At 68.6% G+C, this 14,088-nt stretch carries 13 protein-coding genes and 1 tRNA gene; 8 read left to right on the forward strand and 6 right to left on the reverse strand.

Going from position 1 to position 14,088, the window contains the following annotated elements; genetic code table 11:
* Nucleotides 1–240: 240 nt before the first annotated feature.
* A complete protein-coding gene (locus ABZV44_RS14495) occupies nucleotides 241–855 on the reverse strand; it encodes a TetR/AcrR family transcriptional regulator (RefSeq protein WP_354836545.1) in 615 nt (204 codons plus the stop codon).
* Between the two features lie 329 nt (nucleotides 856–1,184).
* On the opposite strand from ABZV44_RS14495, the gene ABZV44_RS14500 reads away from it, so the two are divergent.
* The 6 genes from ABZV44_RS14500 (at nucleotide 1,185) to ABZV44_RS14525 (ending at nucleotide 5,898) form a co-directional block, all read left to right on the forward strand.
* Nucleotides 1,185–1,255: transfer RNA gene (locus ABZV44_RS14500), tRNA-Gln, on the forward strand.
* Between the two features lie 123 nt (nucleotides 1,256–1,378).
* Complete coding sequence (gene glmU, locus ABZV44_RS14505; protein WP_354836020.1) at nucleotides 1,379–2,881, forward strand: bifunctional UDP-N-acetylglucosamine diphosphorylase/glucosamine-1-phosphate N-acetyltransferase GlmU; 1,503 nt, start codon at nucleotides 1,379–1,381, stop codon at nucleotides 2,879–2,881.
* Nucleotides 2,878–3,858: a ribose-phosphate diphosphokinase gene (locus ABZV44_RS14510; RefSeq protein WP_354836022.1), complete on the forward strand. Its 981-nt coding sequence runs from the start codon at nucleotides 2,878–2,880 to the stop codon at nucleotides 3,856–3,858. The genes glmU and ABZV44_RS14510 overlap by 4 nt, the downstream gene beginning before the upstream one ends.
* 243 nt (nucleotides 3,859–4,101) lie before the next feature.
* Nucleotides 4,102–4,434, forward strand: a complete 333-nt coding sequence (locus tag ABZV44_RS14515; RefSeq protein WP_354836024.1) for a hypothetical protein — start codon at nucleotides 4,102–4,104, stop codon at nucleotides 4,432–4,434.
* 68 nt (nucleotides 4,435–4,502) lie between these two features.
* The gene (locus tag ABZV44_RS14520) at nucleotides 4,503–5,258 is read left to right on the forward strand and encodes a hypothetical protein (protein ID WP_354836026.1); all 756 of its coding nucleotides are present in this window, start codon (nucleotides 4,503–4,505) and stop codon (nucleotides 5,256–5,258) included.
* A gap of 1 nt (nucleotide 5,259) precedes the next feature.
* The gene (locus tag ABZV44_RS14525; protein ID WP_354836028.1) at nucleotides 5,260–5,898 is read left to right on the forward strand and encodes a DUF2461 domain-containing protein; all 639 of its coding nucleotides are present in this window, start codon (nucleotides 5,260–5,262) and stop codon (nucleotides 5,896–5,898) included.
* A 44-nt stretch (nucleotides 5,899–5,942) separates the two neighbouring features.
* Here ABZV44_RS14525 and egtD read toward each other — a convergent pair whose 3' ends face one another.
* The 5 genes from egtD to ABZV44_RS14550 form a co-directional block, all read right to left on the reverse strand.
* Nucleotides 5,943–6,914, reverse strand: coding sequence for an L-histidine N(alpha)-methyltransferase (gene egtD, locus ABZV44_RS14530; RefSeq protein WP_354836030.1), 972 nt, complete (start codon nucleotides 6,912–6,914; stop codon nucleotides 5,943–5,945).
* On the reverse strand, nucleotides 6,911–7,984 hold the full coding sequence (locus ABZV44_RS14535) for an ergothioneine biosynthesis protein EgtC (RefSeq protein WP_354836032.1): 1,074 nt from the start codon (nucleotides 7,982–7,984) through the stop codon (nucleotides 6,911–6,913). Before ABZV44_RS14535 ends, egtD begins: the two co-directional genes overlap by 4 nt.
* A complete protein-coding gene (egtB, locus tag ABZV44_RS14540; protein ID WP_354836034.1) occupies nucleotides 7,984–9,327 on the reverse strand; it encodes an ergothioneine biosynthesis protein EgtB in 1,344 nt (447 codons plus the stop codon). Before egtB ends, ABZV44_RS14535 begins: the two co-directional genes overlap by 1 nt.
* Entirely contained in the window at nucleotides 9,324–10,616 is a 1,293-nt protein-coding gene (gene egtA, locus ABZV44_RS14545) for an ergothioneine biosynthesis glutamate--cysteine ligase EgtA (protein ID WP_354836036.1), read from the reverse strand. Before egtA ends, egtB begins: the two co-directional genes overlap by 4 nt.
* Nucleotides 10,617–10,750: 134 nt before the next feature.
* Nucleotides 10,751–10,882, reverse strand: coding sequence for a zinc-binding dehydrogenase (locus ABZV44_RS14550; RefSeq protein ID WP_354836038.1), 132 nt, complete (start codon nucleotides 10,880–10,882; stop codon nucleotides 10,751–10,753).
* A gap of 280 nt (nucleotides 10,883–11,162) precedes the next feature.
* On the opposite strand from ABZV44_RS14550, the gene ABZV44_RS14555 reads away from it, so the two are divergent.
* Nucleotides 11,163–12,350 carry an aminotransferase class V-fold PLP-dependent enzyme gene (locus tag ABZV44_RS14555; RefSeq protein WP_354836040.1) on the forward strand — a complete coding sequence of 396 codons (1,188 nt, stop codon included), beginning with the start codon at nucleotides 11,163–11,165 and terminating at the stop codon, nucleotides 12,348–12,350.
* An 87-nt stretch (nucleotides 12,351–12,437) separates the two neighbouring features.
* Nucleotides 12,438–14,084: a fatty acyl-AMP ligase gene (locus ABZV44_RS14560; protein WP_354836042.1), complete on the forward strand. Its 1,647-nt coding sequence runs from the start codon at nucleotides 12,438–12,440 to the stop codon at nucleotides 14,082–14,084.
* Nucleotides 14,085–14,088: the final 4 nt, after the last annotated feature.

Here is a 14,088-nt window from a genome sequence, read left to right on the forward strand (position 1 = left end):
GCACTAGCCATCAGAGCCGCCTGTCATCAAACCAGCCATCCTGAAGTAGACCGATATCCCGAAGTTGACCGACATCACAGTTCGAACAGCACTCGAAGGATGGGTGAACCGTACCACCCGGCTGCGTGCTGCCAGTCGATTCGAGCATTCGACCCGTCCTCCTTCGCAATTCGCTGGTTAACTGTCCAGTTCTGCCCCGCTAGGACAGACATATCAGACCTGAATTCAAACCGCCGGGTTCTATAACCCCTTGCCGCTCGGCCATTCCGACGCCAGCTGGGGTTCGGCCTCCAAATGAGTGAGGCCGTTCCAGCACAGGTTCACCAGATGCGCGGCCACCACTTCCTTGGATGGCTGGCGCTCGTCCAGCCACCAGGTCGCCGCCGTCGCAACCATTCCCACCAGCGCCTGCCCGTACAGCGTCGCCAGCGTCGGATCCAGCCCGCGGCGCTCGAAATCCCCGGCCAGAATGTGGGCCACCTGATTCACGGCCTCGTTCAGCAGACTCGAGTAGGTGCCCTCCGCGGCCGACACCGGCTGATCCCGCATGAGGATCCGGAAGCCGTCGGTGCGCTCCTCCATATAGGTGAGCAACGCCAGCGCCACCTGCTCGAGCCGCACCCGCGAACGGTTCTGGGTGAGCGAGGAGGTGATCATCTCCAGCAGCGTCGACATCTCCCGGTCGACCACCACGGCGTAGAGCCCCTCCTTGCCGCCGAAGTGCTCGTACACCACCGGTTTCGACACCTGGGCCCGCGCCGCGATCTCCTCGATCGAGGTGGCGTCGTACCCCCGCTCCGCGAACAGCGCCCGGCCGATCTCGATGAGCTGCTGGCGGCGCTGAGTGCCGGTCATGCGCGCCCGCGCGGGCCGACTGCCCTCACCGCCCGTCATCGCTACCGCCTCCCTACTCCGCCGTCAGACCGCTCATAACTGTTCCAGACTCTCCAGGAGAATGCGGCCAGGGGGCACTCGCCGTCCGTATTCGCCAACGTAACAACTGATTTGTCTCGATCGAGGTAACTCCTGGGGTACGGGGTCAGTCCGTTGCGTCGTAACCGCCGGTCCGCGACGCGAACCGGCCCCGCACGTGACTCGTCGGCAAGAAACACGGAGAGGCGGGGGAGCACGGTTCGACGTAGGGGCGTACTTCATGCGAGGATCAGACCCGCATGAAGCGCCAATCCGCCGTGGTGTAATGGCAGCACAACTGATTTTGGTTCAGTTTGTCCAGGTTCGAGTCCTGGCGGCGGAGCTCACGAGCAGGGTCGATATGGTGGGCCCCGCACAGAATCGCTGACCACGCTGTGGGTGCTGACCCACTGTGGCCCAGCACAACCTGACTCAGCACACGATGACCGGCAGCCGAGGGAGATCCATGCCACAGCAGACCGCCGTCGTCGTTCTCGCCGCCGGAGCCGGAACCCGAATGCGGTCCAAGACACCCAAGGTGTTGCACCCGCTTGCCGGTCGGAGCATGCTCGCCCACGCACTGCATGCCGCGCACGAGATCGACCCGACGGCGCTCATCACCGTGATCGGTCACGATCGCGAACAGGTCGGCGACGCGGTCGGCAAGGTGGGAGCCGAACTGGGCCGCCAGATCACCCTCGCGGTGCAGGAGGAACAGCGCGGTACCGGGCACGCCGTGCAGTGCGCGCTCACCTCGCTGCCGGAGAACTTCGACGGCGACGTCCTCGTCACCTACGCCGACGTGCCACTGCTGGACGGTCACACCCTGCACGCGCTGCTCGACGAGCACCGCAGCTACTCCGACGGATCCGCAGTCACCGTACTGACTTTCGAGCCCGAGGACCCGAACGGCTACGGCCGCATCGTGCGCGACGCCCAGGGGCACGTGCTGGAGATCGTCGAGCACGCCGACGCCAGCCCGGCCCAGGCGGCCATCACCGAGGTCAACTCCGGCGTCTACGTCTTCGACGCGGCCGTGCTGCGAATCATGATCTCGCGCATCGATACCGCCAACGCCCGCCACGAGCTGTACCTCACCGACGTGCTCAAGCTGGCCCGCGAGGCCGGACATCCGGTGCACGGCGCGCGGCTGATCGATTCCGCCAAGGTCACCGGCGTGAACGACCGGGTGCAGCTGGCCGGCGCGGCCCGCACCCTCAACCGCTACATCCTCGAACGGCACATGCGCGCCGGGGTCACCATCATCGATCCGGGCAGCACCTGGATCGACAGCAATGTGATGATCGGCCGCGACGCCGTCATCCGGCCGGGCGTACAACTGTTGGGCGACACCGTGATCGGCGAGGACGCCGAGATCGGACCGGACTGCACGCTCACCGACGTGACCGTCGGCGACGGCGCCAGGGTGGTGCGCACGCACGGCGAGAAGTCGAGCATCGGCCCGGGCGCGAGCGTCGGCCCCTTCGCCTATCTGCGGCCCGGCACCTCGCTCGGCGCTGAGGGCAAGATCGGCGGCTTCGTCGAGACCAAGAACGCCACCATCGGTGCGCACTCCAAGGTCCCGCACCTCACCTATGTCGGCGACGCCACCATCGGCGAGTACAGCAATATCGGCGCGTCCAGCGTTTTCGTCAATTACGACGGGGTCAAGAAGCACCACACCACCGTCGGCTCGCACGTGCGCACGGGCAGCGACACCATGTTCGTCGCGCCGGTCACCGTGGGTGACGGCGCGTATTCGGCGGCGGGTACTGTACTGCGCAGAAGCGTTCCCCCGGGAGCGCTCGCGGTGTCGGGTGGAGCACAACGCAACATTGAAGGCTGGGTGCAGCGCAATCGCCCCGGCACCGATGCAGCCCGCGCGGCCGAAGCGGCGCTCGCGGCTCTCCCGGATCCGCCGGGAACCACCGAGATATCCAACGAGCAAAAGGATGGCGAACGTCAGTGACCGCGTTCTCTACCGATAACCAGAAGAATCTGATGCTGTTCTCGGGGCGCGCTCATCCTGAGCTCGCCGAGGCGGTGGCCAAGGAACTCAACGTTCACGTCACTCCCCAGACCGCGCGCGACTTCGCAAACGGTGAGACCTTCGTCCGGTTCGAGGAATCGGTGCGCGGCTCCGACGCTTTCGTGCTGCAGAGCTTCCCCGCCCCGCTGAACCAGTGGGTCATGGAGCACCTGATCATGATCGACGCGCTCAAGCGCGGTTCGGCCAAGCGCATCACCTCGGTGCTGCCCTTCTACCCCTACGCCCGTCAGGACAAGAAGCACCGCGGCCGCGAGCCGATCTCGGCCCGCCTGATCGCGGACCTGCTCAAGACCGCGGGCGCGGACCGCATCATCACCATCGACCTGCACACCGATCAGATCCAGGGCTTCTTCGACGGCCCGGTCGATCACATGCACGCGCAGGTGCAGCTGGCCGAGCACATCCGCAACAACTACGACCTGTCCAACATCACGGTCGTCTCCCCCGACGCCGGCCGCGTGAAGGTCGCCGAGAAGTGGGCCAACTCGCTGGCGGACGCGCCGATGGCGTTCATCCACAAGACCCGCGACCCGCTGGTCCCCAACCAGACCGTCTCCAACCGCGTGGTCGGTGAGGTCGAGGGCCGCACCTGCATCCTGATCGACGACATGATCGACACCGGTGGCACCATCGCCGGCGCGGTCAAGGTGCTCAAGCAGACCGGCGCGGGCGACGTGGTCATCGCCGCCACCCACGGCATCCTGTCCGACCCGGCCGCCGAGCGTCTGGCCAGCTGCGGGGCCAAGGAGGTCGTGGTGACCAACACCCTGCCGATCGACGAGGCCAAGAAGTTCCCGACGCTGACCGTGCTGTCGATCGCCCCGCTGCTGGCGCAGACCATCCGCGAGGTCTTCGAAAACGGTTCCGTCACCGGCCTTTTCAACGGGAACGCATAACCGGAACTCTCGTAGGCTCTCAGGGGCTCCGCCCCTGAACCCAACGGCAACCGGGGCTCTGCCCCGAACCCACCGGGGCGGCCATCACCATCGCTTCAACGAGCGCCCCTCCCACTTCCGGGAGGGGCGCTTTTGCGTGAAATGGGGGCGACAATGGATGTCCGTTTCTGCAGGTAAGCGGTAGCGTTGGATCGAACTCAGGGTTGCTACTGGTGCGCTGACTGCGCGGAGAGGTGGTGCCGAATGGCCGGCCGGCCCGACGAGGACGATGCCCGTCTGATGGACGAGATCTTCGACACCGATCAGGTCTTCGACAGCGATGTCGACAACCTCGACTACGACCTGGGCGACGACGATCAGGAGGACGAGATCCGCGAGTACACGCGGTTCATCACCGATCCGCCCGAGGACCTCGTCATCCGCGATCGCGAGAGCGACGACACCGGCAGGCTCGGCATCGGAGCCGAACTCGACCAGGAGTGGAGCCGCCGGCGGCAGCGCGAGGAGTTCGTGGCCGAGGACGACCGGCCCGCGGAGGTCGCCGCCATGGACATCGTGGAGGAACTCGGCGATTAGGACTGTTGCGTAGCACGCCCCGCAGAGGGATATCCCTGAAGACGCACACCACGATCGAGGAGGGCGCGATGAGCACGCCGCCGCACGAGCCCGGCAAGCCGTCGGACGAATCCGGCACCGGACCGGCCGACATGTTCAAGAAGGAACCCGACACGCCAGCGGCGGACACGCCGGAAAACGTCTCGAAGGCACGGCCCACCGAGGAACCGCCCGCGGACGACATCACCTTCCGGTACATCCCGGGCACTCCCCCGCCTCCCGGTCAGCCCGACCCCACGCAGTTCAATCCGGCCGCGCAGTCCGAGCCTCCACCGGCCCAGCCGCAGTACCCGGCGGGCGGGATGTACGGATACCCGCCACACGGCGATCAGCCACCGGGCGCCTACCCGGGCGGCGGGTTTCCGCCCTACCCGAACGCTCCCTACCCTCAGGGTTCGCAGCCTTCTCACCCCCAGGGTGCGCAGCCGCCGTACCCGCAGCAGTTCGGACCCGGTCAGGAGTCCTACGGTCGGCAGCAGCCGTACGGTCAGCAGCCCTATGGGCAGCCGTATCAGCCGTATCCCGGTGGCGCGAATTTCGGTGCGCCGCCACCGCGCAGCGGGCCGCAGACCTTCTCGATCATCGGATTCGTCTGTGCGGTCATCGCGCTCATCTTCTGCCCACCGCTGTTCGGCATCGCAGGCATCGTGCTCGGCGTGATCGGGCACAGCAAGGGCGAGCCGCTGGGCAAGTGGGCCGCGGTCGCCTCCGGGGTGGCGCTGGTGCTGGGCATCATCATCGGGGTCGCGATCTACGGCTCCGGGGTCATGCCGAACACTGATTGACATGACCGCATTCACCGGATTCCCGCTCGCCGGACTCGACTTCTACGAGGATCTGGAAGCCGACAACAGCAAGACCTTCTGGAACGCCCACAAGCAGGTATGGGAGGAGTCCGTCCGGGATCCGATGAAAGCGCTTGTCGCCGAGCTGGAACCGGACTTCGGCGAGGCCAAGATCTTCCGGCCGTACCGGGATGTGCGCTTCGCCAAGGACAAGTCGCCCTACAAGAACCATCAGGGCGCGGTGGTGTACAGCGCGCAGTACTCCGGCTGGTACGTCCAGATCAGCGCGGCCGGACTGCGAGTGGGGGGCGGCATGTACGCCGCCGAGAGCGCCCAGCTGGCCGCGTTGCGGGCCGCCATCGACGACGAGGTGCGCGGGAGGGAGCTGGAAGGGCTGATCGCACAGCTCGTCTCGGCCGGATACCAGATCGGCGGGGACAGACTGGCGACCAAACCCAAGGGCTACGACATCGATCACCCGCGCATCGAGCTGCTGCGGCACAAATCCCTCACCGCCGGAAGAGATTTCGGCGCACCCAAGTGGCTGAGTACCCCGCGCGCCGGCCGGGAGGTCCGGGCGGCGTGGGAGGAGATGCGGCCGCTCATCGAGTGGCTGGCGGCGGTGACGGCGCAAAAGTAGCCGCCACCGCCCGCACTCCTACCTGCGCTCGGTGAGCACCCTGCCTACCTGCGCTCGGCAAGCACCAGGGCGAACCGCTCGGCGGGATCGGTCCACACCCGCTCGGTGGTGAAACCGGCTGCGTCCAGTTCGCTTTCGAGAACCTCGCGGCGGAACTTGGCGGAGATCTCGGTGCGCAGCTGCTCGCCCGCCGCGAAATCGACGGTCAGGTCGAGCGCCGGGATGTGGACGGCCATGGCCTCGGTGGCCTCGAGGCGCATTTCGATCCACTCCCGCTCGGCGTCCCAGATCGCGACGTGCCGGAACTTCTCCGGTTCGAAGTTCGCGCCCAGCCGGGCGTTCAGGACATGCAGCACATTGCGATTGAATTCCGCGGTGACACCCGCGGCGTCGTCATAGGCGGGAACCAGGACCGCCGGGTCGATGACCAGGCCCGCGCCGAGCAGCAGCTGCTCGCCCGGTTCCAGGACATCCCGGATGCCGCCGAGGAATTCGGCGCGCTCGGCGGGGATCAGGTTGCCGATGGTGCCGCCCAGGAAGGCGACCATCCGGCGGCCGCCGCCGGGCAGATTGTCGAGGGTGGCGGTGAAATCACTGACCACGCCGTGCACGCCCAGGCCGGGGAACTCCGCGGCCACCTCGTCCGCCGCCATCCGCAGCGCCGAGACCGAGACATCCTGCGGCACATAGCTCTTCAGCGGACCCTCGGCCTTCAGTGCGTTGAGCAGCAGCCGGGTCTTGGCCGCCGAGCCCGCGCCGAGCTCGACCAGCACCTCGGCCTGCGCGGTCCGCGCGATCTCGCCGACCACCCGTTCCAGCAGGGCCCGCTCGGTGCGGGTCGGGTAGTACTCGGGCAGCTCGGTGATCTTCTCGAACAGCTCGCTGCCACGCGCGTCGTAGAACCACTTGGGCGGCAACCACTTCGGTTCCGCGGTCAGCCCCTGTCGCACGTCCGCGCGCAGGGCGGTCGTCAAATCCTCGTCGGTCAGATGAATTTCCAGCGTAGCCGCAGTCATGAGCCAGCCTTTCCGATCTCGATATCCAGTGGTTCCACCGACACCCGCCCGTCCCGCACGCTCAGCAGCTGCCGATCGGCAATCGGCCGCCACCGCGGATCGTCATCGAACGGTTCCGAGGCCACCAACACGAACCCGTCGGTCTCCAACACCGACAAAGAGTGATGCCACGTCGTCCCCCAAATCCCCGCCCCATCCCCCATCAGCAAGTTCAACCGCGCGCGGGGCGACCGCGCCAGCACCGCCGCCATCACCAGCCGCAGTACCTCCCCCGGATCTCTCGCCCCCGCACCGTGGAACGCCGCGCCGGCCGAGCCGTTCGTGGCCGACCCCCAGGTCCGAACCTCGGGCGCCGCACCGGAAGCCGAGGTGACACTGATCGACGACCGGGACGTCACCGTCGCGCCGAAACTCCGCGATTCGCCGATGCCCGAATGCGCGACGCCCGCAGTGGTGTCGCCGCCACCGCCGAGCAGCCCACGCAGGATCACCCACAGGGCGGCGGAGTCGGTCAGGGATTCTGCCTCCAGGAGCGGTGGCGAATCGAATTCGGCGGCAACCGCACTCAGGGCCCGCCGCCAGTCGGGGATCGCGCCGTTGTGGCTGAAGGCCCAGCGGCCGTGGGTGAACGGGGCGCAGGCTGCTCGCTCCACCGGCATTCCCACTGTGGCGGAACGGATTGCGGCCAGTACTGCTCCGGACCGGATCTGCGGCAACACCTCGTCGACCGCCGGATCCGTCCAGATCGGTGCCGCATTGCGATACCGGCTGACCACCGGACCCGTGCCCGGGGCACCGGCTCCGGCCTGATCCGCCGGAACGCCGGCGGTTTCCGCCGCAGCCCGGATATCCGCCGCCGTGCCGCCGTGCCAGATGACGCCGGGCCCGTGGTCGGGAGCGGCGGCATCGGGGTGGTGCCACCAGGCGACGCCGAAACCGTCGGCGTTGATGGTGCCGCCGCCGCGCATGTCGCGCGGGGCCCAGGATTGGGTGCGCAGGGAATTCGGGCCCCGGGTCAGGAGCACCCCTACCGGGGTGGGTGGGCCCAGGTAGGCGAGGTGACGGCACATCAGCGCTCGTCCGATCTCAGGTCCCGGGCGAGGCGGAACCCGGCGAAGATCTGGCGGCGGATCGGGTGATCCCAGTTCCGGAAGGTGCCGCGGGAGGCGACCTGGTCGGCACCGAAGGAACCACCGCGCAGGACGCGGTAGTCGCCGCCGAAGAAGACCTCGGAGTATTCCCGGTAGGGGAAGGCACGGAAGCCGGGGTAGGCCTCGAAACCTGAAGCGGTCCACTCCCAGACATCGCCGATCAGCTGATGGACACCGACCGGGGACGCCCCCGCGGGGTAGGCCCCGACATCGGCCGGTTCCAGGTGGCGCTGGCCGAGATTCGCCAGGGCCTCGGTGGGATCGATATCGCCCCAGGGATATCGGCGGGAGCGGCCGGTGGCCGGATCGAAGCGGGCGGCCTTCTCCCATTCCGCCTCGGTGGGCAGGCGCTTGCCCGCCCAGTTCGCGTAGGCCTCGGCCTCGAACCAGCAGACGTGCACCACCGGCTGGTGGGCGCGCAGCGGCTGCATGGTGCCGAAAACCCTACGCCACCAACGACCCCCGGCGTCCTGCTCCCAGAACTGGGGCGCGGTCAGCCCCGCCTCCACGCGGTGCGCCCAGCCGCGCTCGGACCACAGCTCGGGCCGCTCGTAGCCGCCGTCGTCGACGAAGGCCAGATACTGCTCGTTGGTGATGGGCGCGGCGTCGATGGCGAAGGCGCCGACGTGCACCGGGTGCGCGGGCCGCTCGTTGTCCAGGGCCCAGGGATCGGAATCGGTGCCCATGATGAATTCGCCTGCGGGAACGACGACTTCACCGGTGACCGCCACCCGCGCGGCGGGCGTGGGCGGCGCGGACAGCACCGCTTCGCCGGTCCGCAGCTGGTGAGTGGCGAGCATGGTCTCGTCGTGCTGCTGCTCGTGCTGGGCGATCATGCCGAAGGCGAAACCGTCGTGGACCAGGTCATTGCCGTGTAAGGGGCTGCGGTCCAGCACATCCCACACCTTGTCCCGCACGGTGCCGACATAGTCGCGGGCCTGCGCCGGATCCAGCAGCGGCAGCGCGGGCCGGTCCGCCCGCGCGTGCCGGAAGGCGTCGTAGAGGTGATCGATGTCCTGCCGCACGGGTTCCCGCCCGCCCACATCGCGCACCAGCCAGAGTTCCTCCTGGTTGCCGATGTGTGCGAGATCCCAGACCAGCGGGCTCATCAGCCGCGAGTGCTGCGCGACCAGTTCGGCCTCGTCGACGCACTCGGTCAGTCCGATGGTCCGCCGGCGCGCCCGCTCGAGCGCGTCCGCGATTCGTCCGCGCAACGCCTCGGTCTCCGCCCGATCCGAACCCGGCAGATGCTGAACAGTCATGAGAGAACTTCCGATTCTGTCGGGGTGCGGCCGCTGCGACATCGGTCGGCGGCGGCAGCCAATTCCTTGGCCGCCTCGGGAGTGGCGGCATGCGCGGTGGCCAGGTCGAGCAGGGCGACCGCGGCTGCCCGCAGCTCCGCGTCGGCCAGCCCGCGCCGGGCGGATTCGGACCAGAGATCCGCGGTGGAGGCGGCCAGAGCCGTTGCCTCCGTAATGGTTCCGGGATCGGACAGCAGCGCGTCGATGGCATGCACCGGCACCGACCACCCGTCGCCCGGCTGCGTGTCGAGGTAGCGGACCTCGAGGTGACCGGCCGCGCGGACCGGCGGGAACAGGGTGGTGAGGTGATAGTCCAGATCCGCCCGGTCCGGGCGGCGACCGATCTCCTCGTCCAGCGCCCCGCACAGCCAGTCGGCGAAGGTGGCCCCCGGCGGGGCCGACCAGTCACCGGCCTGCGGGTCCAGCGACCGCACGCACAGCAGCGGCACGTCCAGCGCCCAGCGCGCGTACCCGGTGATCGGGTCGGTCCAGTCGTGCACGGGCGGCCGGGTGCGGAGCTGATCGAGCCGCTGCCAGGCCCGCATGCGCTGCGAGGCCCAGTCGCCGGGCGGGGCGGTGTGCAGAGCCGGTGAGCAGGCGAAAGCGGCCAGCAGGGCCGGACCCACGGCGTACAGGACCTGCCAGCGGGCGGCGATCTCGGCGGGATTCGCGCCCGCGTCGACGCTCACCTGGGTGGCGGCGGTATTGCACATCATGAGCGCGCCGAACGGGCCGATGCCGGCGAAGGACCGCTCCATGGCCCGGTAGCGCGGCAACTGCAGCACACGAAGCGGCCGCCGAGTGGCATCGGCGGCGGCGGAAACAGTTCGGATTTCGCGGGATTCGAGCAGCTCCCGCAGGCGTATCGAGTCTGCCCGCAAGCGCTCGCACAGTTCGGCGGCGGTGCCGAACGGGGCACTGGACAGTTCGATCTGACCGCCGGGTTCGAGGGTGACCCGGCTGCCTCCCGGCAACGGAACGGCCGGGGAATCGGGGGAAATGGACCGTGGCGCATACGGTCCGAGAGCATCCGCGAGGACCCTCGGGTCCGGACGCGAGTTGGTCGCCGAAAGTTCACCTTGCGCGGTGAGCCACTCCAGTTCGGCGCCGATGAGCAGCGGTGGGCCCTGTTTGAAACAGACTTTTCCGACGTAAGCCTCGGCGGCGGCACGTGACGTGAATTCGCCGCCCGGCTCCGATTCGGCCAGGCCACTGTGCAGCACATCGGTCGGTGACGCCGTGACAGCCATTGCCAACCTCCGTCTGATGCGGTCGCCGCTGGGGATCGCACGGCGACCCAAACAAGAGTAGCGAGCGACGGTGACAAGAAATCTGACGAAAGGGAGAACGCCTGCAGAGGAACAGCCGATTCCCGATCCTGCTATCAGGGCCGCACCGAGAGCACGATGGCCCCGGCATTGCGGCATTCCTCCAGCTCACGGTGGGCATCCGCGGCCTGTTCCAGCGGATGGCGGGCATGGATCCGGGGCCTCGGCTCACCACGGCCGATGCCCATTCGGCATCGCCGCCGCTACTCGGCATCGCCGCCGCTACTCGGCGTCGGATGCGGAAGCTGGGCCGTCGCGCCGGCCCCGGTTCGCCGACCGCACGGGCGCGGCGCCGGCGGTCGTGGTCAGCGAGCATCTGCCCGGGCAGGGCGGTGACGCCCTGGCACCGGCCGCCGTGTCGGCGATGTTCATGCCATCCCATCGTGGGATGGCGCGAAAGCGCAGGCGGCGCAACGGGGTAGCGCGGCTCCCCGGTGGGCGCTCGGCGCGGTGGATAGGGTCGAACATGTGAGAGACAACGCCACACTGGACATCGCCCGTCTGCGCGCCGACACGCCGGGGTGCCGGGATCAGGTCTTTCTCGACAGCGCCGGGTCCTCGCTCCCCCCGCGGATCGTCGTCGACACCGCCATCGACCACCTGCGGCGCGAGGCCGAGATCGGTGGCTACCGCGCCGCCAACGAGCGCATCGACGACCTGCACGGCGTCAAGACGGCCATTGCCGAACTGATCAATGCCGACCCGGCCGCGCTGGCCCTCAGCGACAGCGCCAGCCGCTCCTGGAGCGACTTCTTCTACTCGGTCCCGCTGAGCCCCGGCGATCGCATCCTGATCTCCGGCGTGGACTACGGCAGCAATGCCATCGCCGCCCTGCAGCGCGCCCGGCAGACCGGCGCGGTCGTGGAGGCCATTCCCAGCGACGGCAGCGGGCAGCTCGACCTCGACGCCCTGGACGCCATGATCGACGAGCGCGTGAAACTGGTGTCGCTGGTGCATGTTCCGACCAATGGCGGCCTGGTGAACCCGGTCGCCGAGGCCGCCCGCATCGCACACCGGGTCGGTGCGCTGGCGCTGCTGGACGCGTGCCAGTCGGCCGGTCAGCTGCCGCTCGATGTCGCCGAACTCGATGTGGACGCGCTGTCCGCCACCGGCCGCAAGTGGCTGCGGGGCCCGCGTGGCACCGGATTTCTGTATGTGCGGCCCGACCTGGCGCTGAGTCTCGAGCCCGGCCGGCTCGACCTGCACAGCGCCGAGTGGATCGCCCCCGACGACTACGTGCTCTCCCCGGACGCCGGCCGCTTCGAATTCTGGGAATGCTCGGTCGCGAGCCGCCTCGCGCTGGGCGCGGCCGTGCGCTACCTGCTCGACCTGGGTCCGGCGCAGGTGTACGCGGCGATCGCCGCACGCGCCGAGTACCTGCGCAAGGCCCTGCAGGAGATTCCCGGCGTCGAGGTACGCGACCGGGGCATCCAGCACGCGGGCATCGTGTCCTTCACCGTCGACGGCCTGGAACCGGTCCAGGTGCGCGATCGGCTGGCCGCCGAGGCCATCACCGTGACGGTCAGCCACCGCGGCTCCACGCTGCTCGATATGACCGCCAGAGAACTGAACTCGGTGGTCCGTGCCTCCCCGCACTGCTTCGTCGACTACCAGGACCTGGATCGGTTCGTCGGGGCGGTCAGGACCTTCGCCTGACCGCCGCCCAAAACTCCGAAACGGTTAACAGCCCGGACCGGGCGCGGGATCATTTGAGGTGCTGGTTCGGCGTTTGAGGAGTCGATTGTGAGCCGATTCACCGACGAAATGTATGCCACCGCCCGCGTTTCCCGGAGAGGGCTGGTGACCGGTGAACCGGATGCGCCGGTGCGGCACGACTGGGGCCGGATCCATGACATCGCCCGCCGGATGGCCGGCGGCCTGGCCGCCGCCGGGATCGGCGCGGGCGACGCGGTGGGAGTGCTGGCCGGCATGCCGGTGGACATCGCGCCCGCCTGCCAGGCGGTGTGGATGCGCGGCGCCTCGATCACCATGCTGCACCAGCCGACCCCGCGCACCGATCTGCAGGTGTGGGCGCACGACACCGAGACCGTGCTGAGCATGATCCAGGCGCGGGCCGTCATCCTGGGCGCGCCGTTCGAGATCGCGGAACCGCTGCTGCGCGAACGCGGTATCGCGGTGGTGACCATCGCGGCCATGCGCACGGGCGAGCCGATCGAGCCGGTGCCGACCGGCGAGGACGATATCGCCCTGCAGCAGTTGACATCCGGATCCACCGGGTCGCCCAAGGCGGTGCAGATCACGCACGGCAACTTCTTCGTCAACGCCCACGCCATGTTCGATCGGGTGAAATTCCAGCTCGACGACGACGTGATGATCAGCTGGCTGCCGCTGTTCCACGACATGGGCATGGTCGGATTCCTCAGCGTGCCCATGCAATTCGGCGCCGAAGTGGTGTGCGTGACCCCGCTGGACTTCCTGACCCGCCCCATCCTGTGGGCCGAGTTGATCTCGAAGTATCGCGGAACTGTCACCGCCGCACCGAATTTCGCGTATTCGCTGCTGGCCCGCCGATTGCGCAACGCGGCCGACGGTGCGGTCGATCTGAGCTGTGTCCGCTACATGTGGAACGGTGCGGAACCCGTCGAGGCCGACACCATGGACGCCCTCGCCGAGGCTGGAAAACGCTTCGGCCTCAACCCCATGGCCCTCACCCCCGTCTACGGCATGGCCGAGACCACGCTCGCGGTCTCCATCCCCGATCCGGGCCTCGGCCAGGTCCTCGACGTCGTCGACGCCGACCTGCTGGAGGCCCTCGGCAAGGCCGTCCCCATCCGCGATCCGGAACACCATCACGGCGGCGTGCGCCGGCTGCCGACACTCGGCTACCTGGTCGACAACCTCGAGGGCCGGATCGTGGACGCCGAGCGCCGGCCCCTCCCGGTGCGCAGCGTCGGCGTCATCGAATTACGCGGCCCCGCAGTCACATCCGGCTACCTCACGGTGGACGGCTTCCGCGCCGCGCAGGACCCGGAGGGCTGGCTCGACACCGGCGACCTCGGCTACTTCACCGACGACGGGCTGGTGGTGGTGTGCGGCCGCATCAAGGACGTCATCATCATGGCGGGCCGCAATATCTTCCCCACCGATGTCGAGCGAGCGGCCCTGCGCGTCAAGGGAGTTCGCCCCGGCAATGCGGTGGCCGTGCGCCTCGACGCCGGGCAGAAACGCGAAAGCTTCGCCGTCGTGGTCGAATCCAACGATCACCAGAATCGCGAGGAGGTCCACCGCATCGAGCACGACATCGTGCACGCGGTCTTCTCCGAGGTCGGGGTCCGGCCCCGCAGCGTGACCGTTCTCGGCCCCGGCGCGTTGCCCAAGACCTCCTCCGGCAAGCTCCGGCGCTCGGCCACCGCCACCCACCTCGGCTGAGCCG

The sequence above is a fragment of the Nocardia sp. NPDC004860 genome (assembly GCF_040609015.1).
Classification (GTDB): domain Bacteria; phylum Actinomycetota; class Actinomycetes; order Mycobacteriales; family Mycobacteriaceae; genus Nocardia.

Coding starts and splice junctions, on each gene's coding strand:
- egtD (WP_354836030.1), bottom strand. CDS start 6,914: ATGACTGCGGCTACGCTGGAAATTCATCTGACCGACGAGGATTTGACG.
- ABZV44_RS14535 (WP_354836032.1), bottom strand. CDS start 7,984: ATGTGCCGTCACCTCGCCTACCTGGGCCCACCCACCCCGGTAGGGGTG.
- egtA (WP_354836036.1), bottom strand. CDS start 10,616: ATGGCTGTCACGGCGTCACCGACCGATGTGCTGCACAGTGGCCTGGCC.
- egtB (WP_354836034.1), bottom strand. CDS start 9,327: ATGACTGTTCAGCATCTGCCGGGTTCGGATCGGGCGGAGACCGAGGCG.
- ABZV44_RS14520 (WP_354836026.1), top strand. CDS start 4,503: ATGAGCACGCCGCCGCACGAGCCCGGCAAGCCGTCGGACGAATCCGGC.
- ABZV44_RS14495 (WP_354836545.1), bottom strand. CDS start 855: ATGACCGGCACTCAGCGCCGCCAGCAGCTCATCGAGATCGGCCGGGCG.
- ABZV44_RS14515 (WP_354836024.1), top strand. CDS start 4,102: ATGGCCGGCCGGCCCGACGAGGACGATGCCCGTCTGATGGACGAGATC.
- ABZV44_RS14550 (WP_354836038.1), bottom strand. CDS start 10,882: ATGGGCATCGGCCGTGGTGAGCCGAGGCCCCGGATCCATGCCCGCCAT.
- glmU (WP_354836020.1), top strand. CDS start 1,379: ATGCCACAGCAGACCGCCGTCGTCGTTCTCGCCGCCGGAGCCGGAACC.
- ABZV44_RS14525 (WP_354836028.1), top strand. CDS start 5,260: ATGACCGCATTCACCGGATTCCCGCTCGCCGGACTCGACTTCTACGAG.